This window comes from Neolewinella xylanilytica, from assembly GCF_002934605.1.
GTDB lineage: Bacteria > Bacteroidota > Bacteroidia > Chitinophagales > Saprospiraceae > Neolewinella > Neolewinella xylanilytica.
Genome location: NZ_PTJC01000005.1, coordinates 16,476 through 38,799, shown reverse-complemented (window position 1 = coordinate 38,799; position 22,324 = coordinate 16,476). Strand labels below are relative to the sequence as shown.

14 protein-coding genes are annotated in these 22,324 nt (G+C 61.1%); 13 read left to right on the top strand and 1 reads right to left on the bottom strand.

The annotated features are described in order from the left end of the window. The first annotated feature begins 160 nt into the window (after positions 1–160). Together CLV84_RS00165 and CLV84_RS00160 are read left to right on the top strand one after the other, a co-directional pair. Positions 161–1,873: a hypothetical protein gene (locus tag CLV84_RS00165; RefSeq protein ID WP_104417719.1), complete on the top strand. Its 1,713-nt coding sequence runs from the start codon at positions 161–163 to the stop codon at positions 1,871–1,873. 236 nt (positions 1,874–2,109) lie between these two features. After that, on the top strand, positions 2,110–3,852 hold the full coding sequence (locus tag CLV84_RS00160) for a phospho-sugar mutase (RefSeq protein ID WP_104417718.1): 1,743 nt from the start codon (positions 2,110–2,112) through the stop codon (positions 3,850–3,852). Positions 3,853–3,949: 97 nt separating this feature from the next. On the opposite strand, the gene CLV84_RS00155 is transcribed toward CLV84_RS00160, so the two are convergent. Further along, positions 3,950–5,215 (bottom strand): aminotransferase class I/II-fold pyridoxal phosphate-dependent enzyme, encoded by a 1,266-nt coding sequence (locus CLV84_RS00155; protein ID WP_104417717.1) that lies wholly within the window; start codon positions 5,213–5,215, stop codon positions 3,950–3,952. A 411-nt stretch (positions 5,216–5,626) separates the two neighbouring features. Here CLV84_RS00155 and CLV84_RS00150 point away from each other — a divergent pair, with 411 nt between their 5' ends. The 11 genes from CLV84_RS00150 (at position 5,627) to CLV84_RS00100 (ending at position 22,175) form a co-directional block, all read left to right on the top strand. Beyond that, positions 5,627–9,052, top strand: coding sequence for a VCBS repeat-containing protein (locus CLV84_RS00150; RefSeq protein WP_104417716.1), 3,426 nt, complete (start codon positions 5,627–5,629; stop codon positions 9,050–9,052). 247 nt (positions 9,053–9,299) lie between these two features. Next, positions 9,300–12,368 (top strand): SusC/RagA family TonB-linked outer membrane protein, encoded by a 3,069-nt coding sequence (locus tag CLV84_RS00145; RefSeq protein WP_104417715.1) that lies wholly within the window; start codon positions 9,300–9,302, stop codon positions 12,366–12,368. A gap of 11 nt (positions 12,369–12,379) precedes the next feature. Then, positions 12,380–14,023: a RagB/SusD family nutrient uptake outer membrane protein gene (locus CLV84_RS00140; protein WP_104417714.1), complete on the top strand. Its 1,644-nt coding sequence runs from the start codon at positions 12,380–12,382 to the stop codon at positions 14,021–14,023. Between the two features lie 137 nt (positions 14,024–14,160). Continuing rightward, positions 14,161–15,741, top strand: a complete 1,581-nt coding sequence (locus CLV84_RS00135) for a glycoside hydrolase family 30 protein (RefSeq protein ID WP_104417713.1) — start codon at positions 14,161–14,163, stop codon at positions 15,739–15,741. A 104-nt stretch (positions 15,742–15,845) separates the two neighbouring features. Beyond that, positions 15,846–17,315 carry a formylglycine-generating enzyme family protein gene (locus tag CLV84_RS00130; protein ID WP_104417712.1) on the top strand — a complete coding sequence of 490 codons (1,470 nt, stop codon included), beginning with the start codon at positions 15,846–15,848 and terminating at the stop codon, positions 17,313–17,315. An 8-nt stretch (positions 17,316–17,323) separates the two neighbouring features. Next, entirely contained in the window at positions 17,324–18,493 is a 1,170-nt protein-coding gene (locus CLV84_RS00125) for a T9SS type A sorting domain-containing protein (RefSeq protein WP_146088655.1), read from the top strand. 265 nt (positions 18,494–18,758) lie between these two features. After that, complete coding sequence (locus tag CLV84_RS00120; protein WP_104417710.1) at positions 18,759–19,094, top strand: hypothetical protein; 336 nt, start codon at positions 18,759–18,761, stop codon at positions 19,092–19,094. Position 19,095: 1 nt separating this feature from the next. Continuing rightward, a complete protein-coding gene (locus CLV84_RS00115; RefSeq protein ID WP_170067502.1) occupies positions 19,096–19,749 on the top strand; it encodes an ATP-binding cassette domain-containing protein in 654 nt (217 codons plus the stop codon). Positions 19,750–19,872: 123 nt separating this feature from the next. Next, positions 19,873–20,688: a helix-turn-helix domain-containing protein gene (locus CLV84_RS00110; RefSeq protein ID WP_245911331.1), complete on the top strand. Its 816-nt coding sequence runs from the start codon at positions 19,873–19,875 to the stop codon at positions 20,686–20,688. Between the two features lie 88 nt (positions 20,689–20,776). Beyond that, entirely contained in the window at positions 20,777–21,277 is a 501-nt protein-coding gene (locus CLV84_RS00105; protein WP_104417707.1) for an anthrone oxygenase family protein, read from the top strand. A 58-nt stretch (positions 21,278–21,335) separates the two neighbouring features. Continuing rightward, positions 21,336–22,175 carry an NmrA family NAD(P)-binding protein gene (locus tag CLV84_RS00100; protein WP_104417706.1) on the top strand — a complete coding sequence of 280 codons (840 nt, stop codon included), beginning with the start codon at positions 21,336–21,338 and terminating at the stop codon, positions 22,173–22,175. Positions 22,176–22,324: the final 149 nt, after the last annotated feature.

Genomic DNA, 22,324 nt, shown 5'->3' with positions numbered 1-22,324 from the left:
GGCGGCAAGTCTCAATTCCTAACTTGACAAAGCACTAGTTCCAGTAGACGTTTTGCCCAGGGGTGGGTAGGCGGAGCGGGGCCTCCGCGATCCCCCTGGGGCGAAAAGCAGCGACGCCAGCGTATCTTCCGGTTTACCTCACGGTGATTACCCCCTGGCCATGACGCTCCCTACCCGACTGCTTTGCTCCTTCCTGGTATTGTTTTGCACCCGCGCCCCGGCGCAAACAAGTTTCTCCGTATTGCTACCGGAAAGCCTGGCCGATAGCGCCCTCGACGGTCGGCTGCTGCTTCTGCTCTCCACGGACGACACCACCGAGCCCCGCTTCCAGATCTCCGACGGCCCCGAAACCCAGCTGTTCTTTGGGCAGAACGTGGAAAACTGGAAACCCGGAACGCCCGTCACCGTCGATGCCAGTACCGCCTACGGCTACCCCCTCGAATCGCTTGCCGACCTGCCCAACGGCAGCTACCAAGCCCAAGTACTGCTCCATAAGTACGAAACGTTCCACCGTAGTGACGGCCATACCGTGCAGTTGCCCATGGACCGCGGCGAAGGCCAGCAGTGGCACCGCGCCCCCGGTAACCTGATCAGCACGCCGGTAGCGATAACCCTAACCGGCGGACGCACGGCACCAATCGAACTGGCCTTCGATAGCGCCATCCCCGAAATCGAGGAGCCGGAGGATACCGAATACGTGAAGCACATCAGGATCCGTTCCGAGTTACTCAGTGCATTCTGGGGCCGCGATATGTACCTGGGTGCTCACGTGCTGCTTCCCGAAGGTTGGGCCGACCACCCCGAAGCAAAGTACCCCCTGGCGATCATGCACGGTCACTTTCCCGCCGACTTCGGCGGCTGGAGAACCACCCCGCCCGATACCACCGAGCCCTGCGCGTACAGTGCCCGCTTTGGCCTGGACTGCTACAACCGGATCGTGGATCAGGAGGCCTACGACCTGTACCGGGCCTGGACCGGGCCGGACTTCCCCCGGGTGATCGCCATCGAGATCCAGCACGCCAACCCCTACTACGACGATAGCTACGCCGTCAACTCCGAGAACCTCGGCCCCTACGGCGATGCCATTACCTACGAACTGATCCCGGAGATCGAACGGCAGTTCCGCGGGATCGGCGAAGGCTGGGCCCGCTTCGTCTACGGCGGGAGCACCGGCGGCTGGGAGGCTATGGCCGTGCAGGTGAAGTACCCGACGGAATACGGTGGCAGCTACGCGTCCTGCCCGGACCCCATCGACTTCCGGGCCTACACGGTGGTGAATCTCTACGAAGACGCCAACGCCTACTACCTCGATAGCGAGTTTAAACGGACCGAGCGACCGGCCCACCGCGACAGCCTGGGCCACGTATCGAGCACCCTCCGCGAGTCGAACCAACGGGAGCTCGCCCTGGGCGACCGCAGCCGCAGCGGTCAGCAGTGGGATATCTGGGAGGCGGTGTACAGTCCGGTGGGCCCGGATGGCTACCCGCTGCGGATCTGGGATAAGGTGTCGGGGCAGATCAACCCCGAAGTGGCGGAGTACTGGCGGGAAAACTACGATCTCACCCACATCCTGCAGCGCGACTGGTCGGAGCTGGCGCCCGATTTGCGGGGGAAGCTGAATATCTACGTCGGGGACATGGACAACTACTACCTCAACAACGCGGTCTACCTGGCCGAAAAATTCCTCCGCTCCGTCGACTTCGGTGGCGAGATCACCTACGGCGACCGCGACGAGCACTGCTGGAACGGCGATCCCGACCAACCGAACGCGATCAGCCGGCTACGGTACCACCGGATGTTCATCCCGAAGTGGGCGGATAAGGTGGTGGAGCTGGCGCCGGCCGGGGCGGACCTGACTTCCTGGCGGTACTAACCGCCTTTTGTCGCCGGCGGTCGGTGAAGCTAGCGGCATTACGGTAGAAACCCTATTTTCGCCCACCTCGGAAGTGGGCTTACCGTGCCGGGCAGGAATCCGTAAATGGCCGATTGGCAACGGAACTTGTACGTCCGCGGTGCCGTTCCGTTGCCATACGGAGGGGCTGCCCCCGAAGCATCCGTTTACCGAAGAACGGATAGTACATTATCCAAGTCGCATAAAACCAAGTTAGCATGAATCTGGAACCGAACATATTGACCAAAGTAAACAGTTGGCTGGACGGCGATTACGACGATACAACGAAGCAGACCATCCGTGAGCTCGTAGCGCAGGAAAAAACGAGCGAGCTGACGGACGCTTTTTACCGGGATCTCGAATTCGGTACGGGCGGTTTACGCGGGATAATGGGCGTCGGTTCCAACCGCATCAACAAGTACACCATCGGATCGGCCACTCAGGGACTGAGCAATTACCTGAAGCAGCAATTTCCGGACGAGCAGATCAAGGTTGCCATCGCCCACGATAACCGGAATAACGCGGAATTCTTTGCCCAAACCGCGGCCGATATTTTTTCCGCGAACGGAATTCACGTGTATTTCTTCGAAGGCCTCCGCCCCACCCCCGAGCTCTCCTTCGCGATCCGGGAGCTGGGCTGCCAGAGCGGCATCATGCTGACCGCATCCCACAACCCGAAGGAATACAGCGGCTACAAGGTGTACTGGTCCGACGGCGGCCAGGTGGTGAATCCCCACGATAAGGGGATCATCGCCGAGGTGAATAACATCCAGTCGGTTGCCGACATCAAATTCGAAGGCAAGCCCGAACGCATCGAAAGCATCGGCGAAAAAATCGATAAGCGGTTCATCGAGAACGTCCTCGCGGCGAGTATCAACCCGGAGGTCGTCAAGCAGGAGCAGGACCTGAAGATCGTGTACTCCCCGATCCACGGCGCGGGTGTGGAGATGGTGCCACGCGCCCTGAAGGAACTGGGATTCACCAACGTCAATCTGGTGGAAGAACAGCTCGTGACGAGCGGCGACTTCCCGACCGTCGTTTACCCGAACCCGGAAGAAAAGGAAGCCCTCACCCTGGCCCTGAAATTAGCCGGGAAGATCGACGCCGATCTCGTGATGGCCACCGATCCCGACGCCGACCGGGTAGGTATCGCCGTAAAGAACAACGCAGGCGAGCACGTACTCCTTAACGGCAACCAGACCGGTACCCTGATCTTCAATTACCTGATTGAGCAGTGGAAGCAAAAGGGGAAATTGACCGGCAACGAGTACATCGCCAAGACCATCGTAACGACCAACATCATCGATGAGATCGCCAAGGCCAATGACGTAACCTGCTATAACCTGCTCACCGGCTTCAAGTACATCGGTGCCCTGATGACCGAGCTCGAAGGAAAGGCGACCTACATCGCCGGCGCCGAGGAAAGCTATGGCTACCTGATCGGGGCCCACGTACGGGACAAGGACGCGGTCGTAGCCTGTACCATCATTGCCGAAATGGCGGCCTACTACAAGCACAACGGAAAAACCCTCTTCCAGACCCTCCAGGAGATATACGTCAAGTACGGCTTCTACAAGGAGGAGTTGATCTCCCTTACCAAGGGCGGCAAGCAGGGCGCCGAGGAGATCAGTCAGCTGATGCAGGGCTACCGGAATAACCCCCCGCAGGAACTCGGAGGAAAGAAGATCGTCCGCGTCAATGACTACCAAACTTCTAAGTCCTATACGTTCGACGGAGGGGGGGAAACCGCCATCGACCTGCCGAAATCGAACGTGATGCAATTCCTCACGGAGGAAGGCTACGTGATCACGGCCAGGCCGTCTGGCACCGAGCCGAAGATCAAGTACTACATCAGCGTGAATACGGAGCTCGACAGCGTAAGCGATTTTGCCGCGAAGGACGCCGAACTGGAAGCACTGATCGACGATCTCAGCAAGAGCCTCCTGGCATCGAACGACTGAGACTAAGCGGCAAACCTCGGCGCGGGGAATGCCGCGCAAACGAAAAAAGGGTCGTTGGCAACCGCCAACGACCCTTTTTTATGGTAGGCATACCGGCCTACACTACGTTGATCTCCCCGGCGCGGAACATCTCGCCCATCTTCTCGTAGGTACCGTCCTCCAGTTTGGAGCGAACGGCCTTGAAGGCGTCGATGGTGGTCTGGATGTCCTCCGAGCTGTGCTCGGCGGTGGGAATGAGGCGCAGGATCAGCTGGCCTTTCGGAATAACCGGCGGCAGCACCACGGAGCAGAAGATGCCGTAGGTCTCCCGCAAATCGTAAATCAGGGCGCCGGCCTCGTAGGTCGACCCCTTCATGAATACGGGCGTCACGCAGGCACCGGTGTTACCGATGTCGAAGCCAGCCTCGCGCAGGCCGTTCTGCAGGTGATGGACGTTCTTCCAGAGCTTTTCGCGGAGCTCGGGCTGCTCGCGGAGCAGCTTGAGGCGGGCGAGGGCACCCTTCACCATCGGCATGCAGAGGCTCTTGGCGAAGACCTGGCTGCGGAGGTTGTACCGCATGAACTCGATGATGTCCTTGTCAGCACTCACGAAGGCACCAAAGCCGGACATGGCCTTGGCGAAGGTGGAGAAGTAGACGTCGATCTGGTCCTGTACGCCCTGCTCTTCGCCGGCGCCGGCACCGGTAGCGCCCATCGTGCCGAAGCCGTGGGCATCGTCCACCAGCAGGCGGAAGCCGTACTGTTCCTTGTACTGGCAGATCTCCTTCAGGATGCCCTGCTCGCCGCGCATGCCGAAGACGCCCTCGGTGATGACCAGGATGCCGGAGTTGCGCTTTTCCGCTTCCTTCTTGGCCTGTTCCATGCGGACCAGGAAGTGGTCGATGTCGTTGTGCGTGAAGGCGTACTTGGGGCCGAGGTGCATCCGGATACCGTCCATGATGCAGGCATGATCGTCGCGGTCGTAGACCACCACGTCGTGGCGGGTCAACAATGCGTCCACGATCGACATGATACCCTGGTACCCGAAGTTGAGTAGCAAGGCGGCTTCCTTCTGGGTGAACTCGGCGAGCTCTTCCTCCAGCTGGATGTGGGCGTCGGTTTCGCCGCTCATGATACGGGCGCCCATGGGGTAGGCCAGGCCGTACTCGGCAGACGCATCTGCGTCGGCCTTGCGTACGTCGGGGTGGTTGGTGATGCCGAGGTAGGAGTTGATGCTCCAGATGATGCATTCCTTACCGCGGAAGGTCATCCGGGGGCCAAGCTCTCCTTCCAGCTTGGGAAAGGAGAAATAGCCGTGGGCGACGTCCTGGTACTGGCCGAGGGGGCCTTTGAATTCGCGGAATTTGTCGAATAGATCTTTCATGCGTAGGGGTTGAACCTGGGCGCAAAGATACAAAAGCTGTTCAAGCCCGTGATGCCGTGCAGGGATATTCTGTAACGGCCACTTTTGTCCACTGGGCTAGATCCGCCGCGGGCTCCGGAGCTTAGCTACACACCCTTACGCTACCGCCCCGTGCTATCCGCGTTTGCCAGTGGCTCGCTGCCGGCGGGGAATCCGCCGGCTTTGCCTTCAGAACGTCGGGGGGGGGGGACTGATGCTTCCATGGATTCCGTCACGTTTACTCGGCCCTGGGAAGCTGTACAAAGGGGGACCGGGGCGCCGGAGCGCGGGTGCAAAAGCCAATTTCCCGGGGTAAGCCGGCACCAGACCTTTGCCAATGGCCGGGAAATGTTGTAACCTGATCGTCCGAACCAACCATTCCTAAGCTTACCCATGAGAGAACAACGTCTTCAGGCTTGTCGGCGGCCAAGGCTTTTCGGTGGCGCTTTGCGCGGTATCGCCTCGGCGATCCTGCTGACATGCGGGCTTCTGGGCTGCGGGGAGGATACGCCGCGCTTCGTCCGGCTTTCGTCGGCCAGGACCGGCATCGACTTCACCAACACCATCGAGGAGGACGCCACCACCAACATCATGACCTACCAGTATATGTACAACGGGGCGGGCGTGGGGCTGGGCGACCTCAACAACGACGGGACGACGGATATCTTTCTGGTCGGCAATGCCGTACCCAACGCGCTCTACCTCAACCGGGGCGAATGGACCTTCGACGAGGTGGCGGGCGCGGCGGGCGTCCGGGGACGCGAAGGGGACTGGCGCACCGGCGTAACCATGGTAGACATCAACGGCGATGGCTGGCTGGATATCTATGTCTGCTACTCCGGAAACGTGGCCGGCGAGGGCCTGCAGGCCGGCGTCCGCACCGAACGGCCGGAGCGGGCCAACGAACTATTCATCAACAACGGACCCGGGGATGCGGGCGGCGTGCCCACCTTCACGGAGCAAGCGAAGAAATTCGGACTGGAGGCTACGGGTACCTTCTCCTCCCAGTCCTATTTCCTCGATTACGACCGCGACGGTGACCTGGATATGTTCCTCGTCAACCACGCCAATATGTTTTTCGCCCCCTTCTTCAATACCTCCGAACTCCGTCGCCAGCGCCACCCCTACTTCGGCAACCGGCTCTACCGCAACGAAGGCGGCCACTTCACCGACGTAAGCGAAGCGGCCGGTATCCACGGCAGCGGACTCAATTATGGCCTCAGCGCGAGCATCTCCGACTTCAACGGCGATGGCTGGCCCGACCTTTTCGTCACGAACGATTACGACGAGCAGGACTTCCTCTACCTCAACCAGCAAGACGGAACCTTCCGGGAAGTCTCCCACACATCCTTCGACCACCTCTCCAAATTCTCCATGGGCTCCGACGTCGCCGACATCAATAATGACGGCCGGCCGGACCTCTTCGTCGCGGATATGCTGCCCGAGAATAACCGCCGCCAGAAACTGCTACGCGGCCCCGACAAATACGACAAATACCGACTGGCCGTCGATAGTGGCTTCCACTACCAGAACATGCGCAACGTGCTCCAGCTGAACGTCGGCCCCGGCCCGGACGGGCAGCCCCGCTTTCGGGAAGTCGGGCAAATGGCGGGCATCGCCGGCACCGACTGGAGCTGGGCCACCCTCTTTGCCGACTTCGACAACGACTCCCACCTCGATCTCTACGTCACCAACGGCTACCTGCGCGACTACACCAATCTGGACTTTCTGCGCTACGCCCAGGACCGGATGGGGCAGGCCATCTCCGGTAGCCGGGCAAGCAGCGACCGCCTGATGGCGCTGATCGCGGAGATGCCCGAAACCCGGTTGCCGAATTATGCCTTCGCGGGAACGGACTCCCTCGCCTTTATTGATCGCGGGAAAGCCTGGGGAGTAGCGGAACCGTCCATTTCCAACGGTGCGGCCTACGGTGATCTCGACGGGGACGGCGACCTCGACCTAGTTGTCAGTAACCTCAATCAGCCGGCCTTCGTGTACCGTAACGAACTTGCCCCGAACACCCGTCATTACCTGCGGGTGCGGCTGCGGGGCAGGGCGCCCAACGTGAACGGAATCGGTGCCACCGTGGAAGCGGAGATCGGCGGTACCCGGCTGCGTCGTGAAGCCTACTACGCCCGGGGCTACCAGTCCAGCGTCGAACCCGTGCTCACCTTCGGCCTCGGGGGCGCGGAGCGGGTAGATGTCCTGCGCGTGACCTGGCCGGACGGCACGGTGACCACCGAGCGGGACGTTTCCGCCGATCAAGCGATCAGCATCGACCAGGCGGCGGCAACAACCGTAGCCACTGCGCCGGACACTTCCGCCGCCAGCCCCTTCCGCCGTATAACGGAAGTAGCCGGTATCGACTACCGCCACCGGGAAAATGACTTCGTCGACTTCAAGGTCCAGCGCCTGATCCCCTATCAGCCATCGCGGCTCGGCGGGCTCACCGCGGTCGGTGACGCGAACCAGGACGGGCACGACGATATCTACTTCGGGGGCGCGCTGGGGCAGCCGGGTATTCTATACCTGTCTACGGGCCAGGGCGGGTACCGACCCGCGACCGGAGGCCCCTGGGCGGAGGACGCCCACTACGAAGACCTCGGCGCCACCTTCTTCGATGCCGACGCGGACGGGGATGTGGATCTGTACGTGGTAAGCGGCGGCAACGAACACCCCGCCAGCCACCCGGCCTATCGGGACCGGTTGTACCTCAACGACGGGGCCGGGGGCTTCGTACGGGCCGCTAATGCCCTGCCGGAAATGGCGACCAGCGGGGGCCGGGTAATCGCCGCCGATTTCGATCACGACGGCGATCAGGACCTGTTCGTCGCCGGGCGGGTAGAAGCCCAGGCCTATCCGCAACCGCCGCGGAGCTACCTGCTGCGGAATGAAAGCATGGGGGCTGCGGTTCGCTTCGTAGACGCATCGGCCGATCTGACCGGAGGTGCATTCCGGCCCGGAATGGTGACCGGCGCCGCCTGGACCGATATCAACGGCGACGGTTGGGAAGACCTGCTGCTGGTAGGGGAATGGATGCCCCTGCGGGCGCTTATCAACGTGGACGGCACCCGCTTCGAGGACCGTAGCCGGGAATGGGGGCTGGACGGCACCCACGGCTGGTGGAGCGCGGTCACTGCCGCCGATCTGGACGGCGACGGCGATCCGGATTTTCTGCTAGGGAATGCCGGGACCAACCTGCGCTACGCCGCGTCCCCAACGGAACCGCTGGAATACTTTGTCCAGGACATCAATCACGACGGACAGCCCGACCCGATCATGACGTTCTACGTTCAGGGAGAACGCTATCCCGCGCCGAGCTACGACGAGATGGCGGATCAACTATCCGGCTTTCGCCGGCGGTTTACGGACTACGCGACCTACGCCGACGCCCGGATCGAGGCCGTTACGGCTGGTGGGGATACCACAGGGGCCTTTCGCCTGCGCATTTCCGAACTTCGGTCGGGATGGTCGGAAAATACCGGGGAAAGCTTCGTTTTCCATGCTTTCCCCGCCGCCGCCCAAGTGTCCATGATTACGGACTTCGTCGTGGCCGATTTCGGCCTTGACGGCGATAACGACGATATCCTCGCGGTCGGAAACTTTTATCCGTACCGGGTGGAATGGGGCCCGTCCGACGCTTCGTCCGGACTACTGATGCACTTCCAGAACGGGCGGATTATAGACCGGCGGGGAGTAAGCACCTTACCCTTCACGGGTGACATCCGGGGCGTGCGCCTGCTGGATGCCGGGGGGGCGGATCCCCGGCTGTTGATCACCCGTAACGATGGAGCGGCCGACCTTTTTTCCCAGAAGTAGCGGGTTGACGGAGAACGCAAGGGAGCCAGAAATGGACCAGCAATTTTCTTCTCCCGTGGCGGTGGAAATCTGGCTACCCGACTACGCTTGCAATTTGTGCATATACTAACCGAAAACACGCCTAAAGACAGGCGGGCCATAAAAAGTTCGTGAAATAATGGTTTTTACTAGGGTTTAAATTCGGTAATTGTTAGTTTGACGGTTATAAATTCGATTTAGTTATTATTCTTATCGTCGATCCGCTAGTATGAAACACCAGAAATCAGCCACCGTCTCCCGGCGGTGCGGGCTCGCCTTACTCTTTACGGCCGGGATCTTGGCAAACCTGCAGGCAGGGGCATCGGCCCCTCCGGCCGAACGCTCCTTTTTGCAGTCCGCCGCCACCGTCATCGTCACCGGAACGGTACAGGACGAAACCGGCGAGCCCCTCCCCGGAGCAACTATCCTGGAGGAAGGTACCCAGAACGGCACCGTTACCGACATCGACGGAGCCTATACGCTGGAAGTCGCCGAAAACGCCACCCTGATCATTTCGTTTATCGGTTACGAGTCGATGAACGTCGAGGTGGAAGGTCGTACCGAGATCGACGTCAACTTGCGGCCCGCGTCGGGTACGCTGGAGGAGGTGGTCGTAATTGGGTACGGCGAGCAGAAGCGCAGCGACCTGGCGGGGGCCGTGTCGGAGATCAGCAACAAGGAAATCTCCGAGAACCCCACCCCCAACATTAGTAACACCCTGGTCGGGCGGACTCCGGGCATCATCGCCACCCAACGGTCGGGGGCCCCGGGAGACGATGCCTCGCAAATCTTTATCCGGGGCATCGGTACGACGGGAGATGCTTCGCCGCTCTATGTCATCGACGGAATCGTGCGCTCGGCCCGGGACTTCTCACAACTGAACAGCAATGAGATCGAATCGGTATCCATTTTAAAGGATGCTGCCAGCGCGGCCGTATTTGGGGTGCGGGGCGGAAACGGCGTCGTACTGGTCACGACGCGGCGGGGCAGGGAAGGCCGCATGCAGGTAAGTCTTTCCGCCAATTACGGTCTGCAGGAACGCACCAACGAGCAGCAGTTTCTCGGATCGTACGAATACGCCAAACTCTACAACGAGGCCCTAACCAACCAGGGCGACGACCCCCTCTACAGTGAGGACGATCTCGATAAATACCGCGAAGGGAGCAGCCCGGACACCCACCCCGACGCCGACTGGCTTTCGGTACTGGATGATTGGGCACCGATCCAGAATTACAGTCTCGGAGCCAACGGTGGTACCGAGCGCATCCGCTATTCCGCCCTCCTCGGCTACGTAGACCAGAAAGGCATCGTACCCTCGAACGAGTTCAACCGCTACAATTACCGCTCGAACATCGACGCCGACGTAACTACTTCCACGCGGCTATCCTTTGACCTTTCCGGGCGGGATGAGGTCACGAACGACGTGGCGGCTACCGACGTATTCCGCTGGATGGCGGGCACTCCGCCGAACGAAGCGCCCATCCAATGGTCGAATGGCACCTATTCCAGTGGCCCCGCCTATCTGACCCTGCCGGAAAACGGGTACCGTAACCGGCGCATCCAGAACTTCAATGGACGCCTTCAACTGGTGCAGCAGCTGCCCCTCGAAGGTTTGTCCCTCATGGGAATAGCTTCCTACAATAAGGACATCACCGGTCAGAAGAACTTCACCTATCCCCAGATTCCCTTCTACAACCGGTTGGGCGACGGCACTTTCGTAGAACAGCCCCGTGGGCAAACCTCCCTCTACCAGTCCACCGATGACTACCAAAGCCTGACGCTGCAGGCCCACCTCAATTTCACCAGGGAATTGCGGAACAGCAGCGTATCCGCCCTGCTCTTGTATACGCAAACGAAGGACCAGTGGCGGTTTACGAGTGCCTACCGCGACGGCTTCACCCTGGCCATCGACGAGATTGACTTCGGCGGAGTGGACAACCGCACGAACAGCGGCTACTCCGGCACCCGGGCCCGGCAGGGGGTCGTAGGACGACTGAACTACACCATTGCGGAAAAGATCATTCTGGAAGGTAGCTTCCGGGCGGACGGCTCGGAGCAGTTCGCGCCCGGTAATCGCTGGGGCTTCTTCCCCTCGGGGTCCCTGGGCTATATCATCAGCAAGGAGAACTTCATGCAGGGAGCTGACTTTCTCGATTTCCTGAAGCTGAGAACCTCCTACGGCGTACTCGGAAATGACCGCATCGGTGGTTCCCGTTTCCTGTATCTGCAATCGTACCGCCAGATCAGCGGCGCCGCGGTATTCGGTGACGGAAATGTCGTGCCCGGCATCGTCGAGGGCAACCTAGCCAACCCGAACGTGACCTGGGAGACGGTCAAGAAGTTCAACGTCGGTTTCGACGCCAAATTCCTTGATTACAAGTGGTCCTTTTCCGCGGATTACTTCATGGACAAACGGAGTGACATCCTGGGTAGCCGCAACCTTTCGGTGCCCAGTCTGCTGGGAGTAGGCCTGCCCGTGGAAAACCTGTCGAAGGTGGACAACGAAGGGGTAGAGCTCAGCCTCGGCCATATGAATACCGTCTCCGACAACTTCAGCTACTCGATAAACGCCAACTTCACCTACGCACGGAACACGGTGGTCTTTATCGACGAGCCGGAATCGGAGAACCCCAATATCCGCCGGACCGGCCGTCCGCTCGGCGCTCAGTTCGGATTTAACGCCCTTGGGATCTTCCAGACCGAGCAGCAGATCGAAAACGCCGCCGAACACCTGACCGACGTGGAACCCGGTGACATCCAGTACGAGGACGTTAACAACGACGGCGTCATCGACGACCTCGACCGGGTGTACATCGGAAGCTCCAACACGCCGGAAATCATCTACGGCCTCGGCGGAAACATCAAACTCCACAACTTCGAACTGTCACTGCTATTTCAGGGCGCCACGAACGTCAATCAGTACTACTCCGGGGAGGGGGTCTGGCCCTTCTTCGTCGGGGCCGGTGCCTTTGAAACCAACCTCGACCGGTGGACGCCGACGAATACGGATGCCAGCGAGCCCCGCGTCCTCATCGATGCTACCAACAATCACGCGGGCTCTTCCTTCTGGCTGGAAGACGCCTCATACCTCCGCCTGAAGAACGTGGAGGTCGCCTACAATCTACCCACCGACCGCCTGTTCGGAGGTTTCGTGAAGAACGTACGGGTATTCTTCAACGCCAATAATGTGTACACCTGGACCGGTATCGAGAATTTCGACCCGGAAAACGCCGACGGAAGGGGTTGGGGCTACCCCCAACTCCGAATCTGGAACACGGGACTAACGGCTAATTTCTAAAACATACCTTGATGAACATCAAAGGATATATAGCACTCAGGGGTGCTGCCCTTTTATTGATCCTCGGTGGATTGCAGGCCTGTAACGACGATCTGTTGAATCAGATTCCGAAAGACTCCCTTACCGAGGAGTTGGTCTGGACCGACCCGGCGGGAGCCACCCAATTCGTCAACCTGATCTACGGCGATATGCCCTCCGGATTCGACCGCAACTACGACGGTTGGGCCAAGGGACTGTACCTGCTTGACGGACTGACGGACGACGGAGACGTGTCCATGCTCTGGACCCACTCCACGGTCTACCAAAATGCCACCTTCCAGACCACCAACGTGCCCTGGGGCAATCAGTGGGGCATCCTCTACAACCTCGTAAGAAAGACCAACGTAGCCCTGGAGAACCTGGACCGCCTGGAAGACGAGGAGCTGGCAAACCGCCTCCGGGGGGAGGCACACTTCCTGCGCGCGTACGTCTACCACGACCTGCTGCGGCTCTTCGGCACCCCCTCGGACGGGGGAGAACCCACCGGAGTTCCGCTGATCGAACGAAGTCTGACCCTGGAGGACGACCTCCAGATCCCCCGTGCTCCCTACGATGCTGTCATCACGTTCATTCTAGACGACCTGAACGCGGCGGCGGACTTGCTGCCCGGGCCGGGCCAGATCGCCGCCGGCCGTGCCAATACCGGTACCGTAAGCGCCCTTCGAAGCCGGGTACTGCTCTACGCGGAACGCTACGAGGAAGCAGCCACCGCCGCCCAGGAAATCATGGACGGAACGTATCGCCTGTTTCCGGACTACCGGACCCTCTTCCTGACGAAGAATAACGAGGAGGTGATCTGGGCCAAGAAGTTCGCTTTCCCGGACAAGCACCACCAATCCAATGCCGGCGGTACGCCGGGGGCCGGCTGGGACGTGTACAATACCCCCTCCAGTTACCGCGGACCGAGCGACGGCGGCTGGGGCGGTAACCTACCCACGCAGAACTTCGTCGGATCCTACGAAATGATCGACGGCGAGCCGCAGGAGGAATCGCCGCTGTACGATCCACAGGAACCCTTCGAAAACCTGGACCCCCGCTTCGAGGCCACGGTCGTCCACGATGGGGCGGAATTCCGCGGCCGGGAAGTAGAACTCTTCGAAGGCGGTATCGACGACCTCTTTATGCACACCGGTTACTTCCTGCGGAAGTTCCACAATGAAGACTTGGTCATCTACTCCCAGTCCAGCGACCAGGATTGGCTCTACTTCCGCTACGCCGAAATTCTGCTGAATTACGCCGAGGCCCGCAACGAAGCTAGCGGCCCCGACCAGACGGTCTACGATGCGATCAACGCCATCCGCGACCGTGCCGGTATGCCCCCGCTTCCCGAAGCCCTAGGTCAGGACGAAATGCGGGAGCGAATCCGCCACGAACGCCGCATCGAACTCGCCTTTGAGGAACATCGCTTTTTCGATATCCGCCGCTGGGGGATTGCCGAGGAGCTCCTCAATGGCCCCCTTTACGGTATGCAGATCGTCAGGGAGGCAGCCGGTTCCCTAACCTACTCGGTCGAAGCCTTCGAGGAACGCAGTTTCCCGGCTAGGCTCTACGTGTTACCCATTCCGCAGGATGAGATCGATAAAAACCCGGCCGCAAGTCAGATCCTGGGTTGGTAAACCAGGCCGATGCTGCCGGAAGGATCGCTCTCCGGCGTAATAGGCCGGTATAAGTGCATGCGCCGCCGCTAGGTAGGTAGTCAAACACCGGAGCGCAAGAAAATCCGCTTTCGTCCAAGATTGACTTTATTAGACCCATGAAGCGTCGATTCCTTTCCCTCCTGCTGTGCGGAGCAATCGCCACCGGCTGTCGGCAGCCCCCCTCCCTCCCGGAATCCGATCAGGGGGAAGTTGCCTACACCCTCGACCCCACCGTCCGCTACCAGACCGTCCACAACTTTGGCGCTTCCGACGCCTGGACGATCCAGTACGTCGGCGCGAACTGGCCGGAGGAGCAGCGAAACGAAATTGCGGACCTGCTCTTTAGCAAGGAAACCGACGAGGAAGGAAATCCGGTCGGCATCGGCCTCACCGCCTGGCGGTTCAACATCGGAGCGGGCAGTCAAGCCCAGGGCGACGGCAGCGGCATCACCAGTGAGTGGCGGCGGGCCGAATCCTTCGGAAATCCCGACGGCACCTACGACTGGTCGCGCCACGCCGGCCAGCGCTGGATGCTGCAGGCGGCGAAAGACCGCGGGGTGGAAACCTTCATCGGCTTCGTGAACAGCCCCCCGGTCTGGATGACCCGCAACGGGAAGGCCTGGTCGGAGGACGGCAAGGAATCCAACCTGCAGCCCGAGCACTACGCTGATTTTGCCGACTACCTCGTAAAAATCGTCCGGGGAGTGGAACGCGAAACCGGCATCCCCTTCGACTTTCTGAGCCCCTTCAACGAGCCCCAGTGGGAGTGGATGTGCTGCAAGCAGGAGGGAACCCCCTACGACAACGACGAACTGGCGGCGGTCACGCGGGAGATCGACGCCGCCTTCACCAAGGCCGGGATCACGGAAACCGAGCTCGAGATCGCCGAGACCGCCCAGGTCGAATACTTATATAAACCGGATAAGGGACCGAAGCAGCGTAGCGACCAGCTACGGGCTTTCTTCGATCCGACCTCCGAGCTGTACTTGGGCAATCTGGAGCACCTGGCACTGGAGGTAGCGGTCCACGATTACTTCTCCACCTGGCCGGTGGAAAACCTGGTCCGGACCCGCCAGGAAGCCTGGACGGCACTCCAGGCGATCAACCCCGAACTGGAATACATGGCCAGCGAGTACTGCCTGCTCGAAGACAACGAGGAGGTGAAGGGCCCCGGCCGCGACCTCGGCATGGACCCGGCGCTCTACCTGGCCCGGGTGATGCAGGCTGACTTTCTATTCGCCAACGCTAGCTCCTGGCAGTGGTGGCTGGGGGTAAGCAACGGCGACTACAAGGACGGGCTGGTCTATACCGACGACGACAAATTCGCGGGGGAAGTGTACGACTCGAAGTTGCTGTGGACGGTGGGTAATTTTTCTTATTTCCTGCGCCCCGGCGCCATACGCCTTTCGATCGAACGCGCCGACGGTACGCCGGCCGAGGAAGCATTTCCCACCGGAGTGATTGCCTCCGCCTACGAAAATGCGGACGGGAGCCGCGTGATCGTCTTCGTCAACCAGCAACCGACGCCGCAGCCGGTTACCCTTACCGGGAATAGGGATACCGCCTCCACCTTCCGGGCTTACGTCACCAGTGACGCGGAAGCGGACGACCTGCGCTACGCGGGTACATTTACGACCGTCGACGCCTACACGCTGCCGGCCCGGTCGGTCGTGACCTGGCTGTTGCCGGCGTCCTGATGCGGAGGGAAAACGGGGGCGGCGGAGCGCGGGAAATAAATACCCAACAAGTCGTAACGGCTACCCTGCGGAAGGCATAATGGTCCACAACACATACACACACTATGGACCGTATTATTTACCCGTTGTTGCTGTGCCTGTTCTGGGGCACGGTTTACGCCAACAATATTCAGGTTTCCAACGTAGCCCTGACGGAACAGAGCAGTGGGAACGGAACCACCAAAATCCAGTTCGACCTCAGCTGGGAGAACAGCTGGCGCATCAGTGTCGGCCCGGCCAACCACGACGCGGCTTGGATCTTCGCGAAATTCCGGGTGAACAACGGGGACTGGCGGCACTGCAGTCTGCCGAACTTCGGCCATAAGGTTCCCGCCGGCGCAGTCATGGACATTTACGACCGTATGGGGGCCATGATCTACCGCGCTGCGGACGGTAGTGGCCAGGTGGACTGGGATGACTTTCAACTGCGCTGGGACTACCGCCTCGACGGCGTCAGTGACGCGGATATCGTGGACGTTCAGGTATTCGCCATCGAAATGGTCTACGTTCCGTCCGGCGCTTTTTATCTCGGTTCCGTGTCTGGCGATCGGGATACCTTGAACAATGAATTCTTCCGGGTCGGTTTCCTGTCGCAACCTTTCCCCGTGACCGGCGAAGGGGCGATCAGCGTCGGACCCTCCCTCAATAGTCTGTACTATCCCAGCGATCCTGTTTCCGGAATTGGCGGGGACCAATCCGGACCGATCCCCGCCGCATTCCCGAAGGGCTTCGCGGCCTTCTACTGTATGAAGTACGAGGTTTCCCAGGACCAGTGGACGGCCTTTTTCAATACCCTGTCCGATGCGGCCAAAACCACGAACGATATTACCGGTACCAATGGAAAGAACTCGGACAACGTCCTGGGCCGGAACGGGATCAGTTGGACGGGCACGGGTAACGCGACCACCAGTCTTCCCAACCTCCCACTGAACTACGTCAATAACGTACGCATGATGGCCTACCTCGACTGGGCCGGCCTCCGTATGATGACGGAGCTGGAGTACGAAAAGGCCTGCCGGGGCCCGGGCACCCCGGTAGCCGGAGAATTCGCCTGGGGTACGGCGGGTATTGCCACCGAAACCTATACCCTTGCAAACGAGGGTACGGCAAACGAAGTAGTAGCCAACCCGGCGGAGGGGACCGGCAACGTGGTCTATTTCTCCACCGCTTCTTCCATCGGCCCGCTCCGGGTGGGCAGCATTGCCGCCAGCGCCGTGAACCAGAGCCGGGAGGAATCCGGCGGAAGCTACTACGGCATCATGGACCTCTCCGGTAATGTATACGAACGGGCGGTTACGGTGGGCAACGCCCCCGGCCGTGACTACCGCGGCACCCACGGGGACGGTATGCTGGCCCCGACGGGTGTGCATAACGTCGCGAATTGGCCGTCGGCGGATATGGGGATCGGCTACCGGGGAGGTTCCCACGCGAACCTGACGCCGTTCCTGCGGGTAGCGGACCGGGCCGACGCCGCTACCGTCCTCAACGGGGCCAATTCGCGGCTCGGCTTCCGCGGGGTACGTACCGCTCAATAGCCGGAACCATGCGACATGCTCTCCTCCTCACCATGCTGGTCGCTACCCTGCCGCTGGTCGCTCAGTACCGGGGCGGACCCGATGACGGCCACGGCCGAAGCCGGTCGGTACAGATCAACCTGAAGGGGAAACCTGCGGGCATCCGGCCGCTGTACGGGGGCGGTGCCGCCGACGGGCATGCCAACCGGATACAAAACGCAAGTCTGCTGGATGGGACCTCCCTGCTGGTTTTCTATGGTGGTGGTCGCGGCGATGGCCACGACGGGCGTACGATCTACGCCACGAGCCTCGGGGGACCATCGCTGGCCATGCTCTACGCCGGTGGCCCGGGCGACGGCCACGACCGCGGCGAACAAGGGGCCGTCGCTGTGGACGGCCGTTCCCTGCAAATACTCTACGCCGGCGGCGCGGGTGACGGGCACGACCGGATCGTGCTGACCGGAACCACCATCGCCGGAGAGCCGCTGCTGCTCTACGCCGGCGGCGCGGGCGACGGCCACGACCAGGACCTCCTCACCCAGACCGCGCTCGGCGGCACTGCGGTCCTCAACGCGCTATACACCGGGGGAACCGGCTCGGGATTCGACCATGCCGTCTACTTCGGGGCGGTGGCCGTGCCCCTGAAGCTGATCAGCTTTACGGCCACCGACTACGGAACCTACGCCCTGCTGGAGTGGGAAACGGAAGCGGAAGTCGAAACCGATTACTTTACGGTCCAGAAAATAGCCGAAGGTACCGGACCGGAGGAGGTGGGTAACGTCGCCGCCGCGGGCTTCACGGCGCCGGGCGAACGGCGGGGGTACCGGATGCAGGACCCGGAGGTCGCCACGGGCACCAGCCACTACCGCCTGCAGTTTCACGACCTACAGGGCCGGACTACCGTTTCGGACTTTATTCCGCTCACGCGCTCCGCCGCCACCCCCGACTGGGATTTCACCCTCTACCCCAACCCGAACGAAGGTACGCACTTCAACCTGCGGCCGACCGTCGGAACGGATCGCCTGGCGTTGACGATCTACGATGCCGGGGGCCGGCAATTGCTCGAAACCACCGTCGCCGCCGGCACGCCCGACCTGCGGATCACGCTACAGCACCGACTTTCTCCGGGATCCTACCTAATCCGGGCCACGGACGCGGCGGGTCGTACGCGCACGAAGTTTCTGGTGGTCGGGCGGTAGGTACCTTTACACCCGATCAGGATTACCTGGAGCAACGGGAGTATGCGATGGTGAAGCCTGCATACACCACCGGAGAAATTACGGCCATCGCCGACGACACATCGGATGTCCAAATGCCTGTTTTTTTGCGCCGGAGCGCGGGTGGCTTGACTACCCCAACCATCCCGGGCCCGGCGATCGATTAACCTTTCGGATGATCGACCGGGGCGTTGATGTTTAACACCTTCCTAACGGATGGATGCTATCCGTCGAATAACTTCGGGAGGTGCAGCTCGAGCAGACAGACCGACGCAACCATCGCTTTCGCTACCTGCGGTATGCGCTCCTATACCACGACCGGCTCATCTTTCCGGTATTGTTGCTGGGTGCGCTACTGTTGCTTCCCGTTTATTTCTCCGGTTTGGTGGCCCTTTTTATCCAATGCCTGGCCAACGCCATCCTGTCGGCGGTGCTGATGGCGATCCACCACCGGCGAACCGGCAACAATGCGGTATTTTTTCTGAATATGAACCTGGAGCTATGGCGGTTGCAGGCCACCTTTCTGCTCCTCGATATGGTTGCTTTCCTGCTCCTGTCCTGCCTCATCCTTTTCCTGCGCTAGGGTGGTACTGGAAAACGTCACGATCGTTTACGGTGGCCGGCGGGTGCTGGAGGCCAGCACGCTGCGCATCGAACCGGGACGGGTAACGGCGCTCCTGGGGCGGAACGGAACGGGGAAGTCCAGCATTTTCCGGTCGATCTGCGGGCTGTACAGCGATCCGGACTTGAGCGTATCGGTCGACGGGCGGCGAATAGCCAAACCCTACACCGTACCCGGACTCATCAACTACATTCCCCAGGATGCCGCCCATCCACCGCGACTTACCGTTTCGGCCTTACTCACCCACTACGGACTGCGGGCGGGCGCATTCTACGAACGCTATCCCCTGTTCCCGGAATTGGACGGTACGCAGCTCCGGGATCTTTCCCCCGGTACGGAACGGCTGCTTGTCACCCTGATCGCGCTGGAAGCGGATACCCGCTATACCGTTCTGGACGAGCCCTTTTCCAATATCATGCCGCTGCACAAGGATATGCTCACGGATACGATCCGGCGGGTAGCAACGCGCAAAGGGGTGCTGCTGTCGGACCACCAGTACCGCACCGTCCTCGCGGTGGCCGACGAGCTGTACCTGATCGCGGACCGGCGTATTCGTAAGCTCTCCGCGGTGCGCGAATTGGTGGAATTCGGGTATTTGCGCGAGAAGCCGGGCTAAGCACCGACCGCACTGATCACGCCTTGACTGGCAGGGGTGAAGCCGGTATCTTAGTGGTCCCCGAGTCAATCCCGCTGGATTATCACCCGTGACATTCTAGACATCAACGACTACACCGTGCTGGTGGAAACGGCGACCGCCGACCGCCCGACGGTGGACAGCTGCCGCTTCGAGGAGCCGCTGATCGCCGTAGCACTGTACGGATCGGGGAACGTGGAACTGAAGGTGCGCTACGCAGGCCGGGAAAAGGTATACGAGCACACGCGGGGACTGGCGCTGGCCTTCTACGCCGACCAGGAAGTCGAATTCGTCCACACCGTCCGGCCCGATACGCCGCTGGAGTGCATCGTGATCGCCACCGCCGCGCGGAACCTGGACCGCCTGCCCGACTACGAGGGCGAACTCTTCGGCGAACTGCTGCAGCAACTGCTGGACCCCCGCGATCACTTCGTCGAGGGGCCCACCCGCTTCATGGGGCCGGCGATGCAGACTTCGGTGGAGCAGGTCTTCCATACCCAGCTCGCCGGCCGGCCGCGCATCCTCTTTTACAGGAGTCAGACGACAGGTTTGCTGGCCCAGTTTTTCGGCTTGCTGGCCGCCGAACCGACGGGCTCCATCCCGCAGCGGGAAAGAAGCCAGCTGGAGGAAGCCCGGAGGATTTTGATCGAGCACCTGGATGCCCCACCCTCGCTTTCCGAGTTGTCCCGCCGGATCGGCCTGAATACCTACAAGCTGAAAAAGGAATTCAAGGAGCTCTTCGGCGTACCGGTTTTCAAGTATCTGCAGAACGAGCGACTGACCACCGCCCACGACCTGCTCCGGCGCGGAGAGATGAGCGTGCAGGAGGCTGCCTGGGAGGTGGGCTACGATAGCCTAAGCTCCTTTTCCAAGGCTTTTGCCCGGAAATTTGGCTATCGCCCGAGCGAAATCCGGCGGTAATCCCTTTCGAACCAATCTGACTCCCTTTCGGACCAGCCGCCGCTGCGGGGTGCCGGTAGTTTCGTGTCGTCAACAAAGATAGACGACGATGGAAACGACGATCAACACGCTTACTTGCTTCTCTTCCGTGGTGCTGACGGGGCTCTCCGCCGGCCTGTTTTACGGCTGGGAATTTTCGGTCATCCCCGGTACCCGGCAGGTTGGCGACGCCTACTACCTCTACGTGATGCAGTCGATCAACCGGGCCATCCTCAATCCCGCCTTCTTCCTGGTCTTTTTCGGCAGCCCCTTGGCCCTGGCCGCGGCTACCCTCCTGCAGTACCGCGGCGATGGCAGCTGGGGTTGGTGGCTGGCCGCTACCCTGCTCTACCTCATCGGCACCTTCGGCGTCACGGCCTTCGGGAACGTGCCACTGAACGAGGCCCTGGACGCGTTGGACCTGGCCGACCTACTGCCCGAGGAGGAAGCCACTACCCGCAAAGCCTACGAAAGCCGCTGGAACCGCCTGCATACCGTACGTACGGCGGCCGCGGTACTCAGCTTCGCCGCTGCGGTGGTTGGCGCGCTCACGACCGGGCCCCATCAATAACCTATCCCGGAACCCCCGCCGGGGACCTCCATTTTTTCACCAATCAATTTCCTTTATCATGTCATCCACAACCCTCGTAATCGGCGGCACCGGCAAGACCGGCCGCAAAGTAGTTCAGCAACTCCGGGCGCTCGGCGAGCCCGTCCGGATCGGTTCCCGTCGCAACAGCCCTCCCTTCGACTGGGAGAATCCGGCTACCTGGCCCGCGGCGCTGGCGGGCATCGATCGCCTGTACGTCAGCTTTCAGCCCGACCTGGCGGTGCCCGGCGCTGCGAAGGCCATTTCCGACCTGACGTACCTGGCCGTGGCCGGGGGCGTGCGGAAGGTGGTGCTGCTCTCCGGAAAGGGTGAGCAGGAAGCGGAGCGTTGCGAACGTATCGTAGCCGATTCCGGCATCCCCTACACCATTTTGCGGGCCAGCTGGTTCAGCCAGAACTTCAGCGAGAGCTTCCTTATGGAGCCCATTCTATCCGGCACGGTCGCCCTGCCGAAGCCGGAAGCCCCGATCCCGTACGTCGATACCGGCGACATTGCCGAGGTGGCCGTACAGAGCCTGCTCGACGATCGCCACGACGGGCGCATCTATGAGCTCACCGGGCCGCGCCAACTCACCTTCCCAGAAGTCGTCGAGGAAATCGCGGCGGCAACGCGGCGGTACATCCGCTACGTGCCGGTGCCCCTGGAGGAATACGTGGAGGGCCTTCGGAACCACGACCTTCCGCCCGACTACGTGTGGCTGATCGGCTACCTCTTCGGGGAAGTGCTGGGCAAGCCCGGCAACGAGGACGTCAGCGGCGACATCGAACGGGTGCTCGGCCGGCCGGCGCGGGACTTTTCCGACTACGTGCGGGAAACCGCCGATAGCGGGATCTGGAACCGGGTGCCGAGCTCATCCTGAGCGGCTACGACCGAGAACCGGGGCTTCCGAAATAAGGGAAGCCCCGCGGTCGTTTACCTGTAGTCTCTCGTGAATTATACATACCGCACTGCCCCCGCCAGGGGTACCGCAAGGCCGATATTTCGGTGGTTGCTTCCGTGCCGTGCGGC

Excerpts from the sequence above, each read along its gene's own strand:
- CLV84_RS00165 (WP_104417719.1), top strand. The coding sequence starts at position 161 with ATGACGCTCCCTACCCGACTGCTTTGCTCCTTCCTGGTATTGTTTTGC.
- CLV84_RS00160 (WP_104417718.1), top strand. The coding sequence starts at position 2,110 with ATGAATCTGGAACCGAACATATTGACCAAAGTAAACAGTTGGCTGGAC.
- CLV84_RS00155 (WP_104417717.1), bottom strand. The coding sequence starts at position 5,215 with ATGAAAGATCTATTCGACAAATTCCGCGAATTCAAAGGCCCCCTCGGC.
- CLV84_RS00150 (WP_104417716.1), top strand. The coding sequence starts at position 5,627 with ATGAGAGAACAACGTCTTCAGGCTTGTCGGCGGCCAAGGCTTTTCGGT.
- CLV84_RS00145 (WP_104417715.1), top strand. The coding sequence starts at position 9,300 with ATGAAACACCAGAAATCAGCCACCGTCTCCCGGCGGTGCGGGCTCGCC.
- CLV84_RS00140 (WP_104417714.1), top strand. The coding sequence starts at position 12,380 with ATGAACATCAAAGGATATATAGCACTCAGGGGTGCTGCCCTTTTATTG.
- CLV84_RS00135 (WP_104417713.1), top strand. The coding sequence starts at position 14,161 with ATGAAGCGTCGATTCCTTTCCCTCCTGCTGTGCGGAGCAATCGCCACC.
- CLV84_RS00130 (WP_104417712.1), top strand. The coding sequence starts at position 15,846 with ATGGACCGTATTATTTACCCGTTGTTGCTGTGCCTGTTCTGGGGCACG.
- CLV84_RS00125 (WP_146088655.1), top strand. The coding sequence starts at position 17,324 with ATGCGACATGCTCTCCTCCTCACCATGCTGGTCGCTACCCTGCCGCTG.
- CLV84_RS00105 (WP_104417707.1), top strand. The coding sequence starts at position 20,777 with ATGGAAACGACGATCAACACGCTTACTTGCTTCTCTTCCGTGGTGCTG.
- CLV84_RS00100 (WP_104417706.1), top strand. The coding sequence starts at position 21,336 with ATGTCATCCACAACCCTCGTAATCGGCGGCACCGGCAAGACCGGCCGC.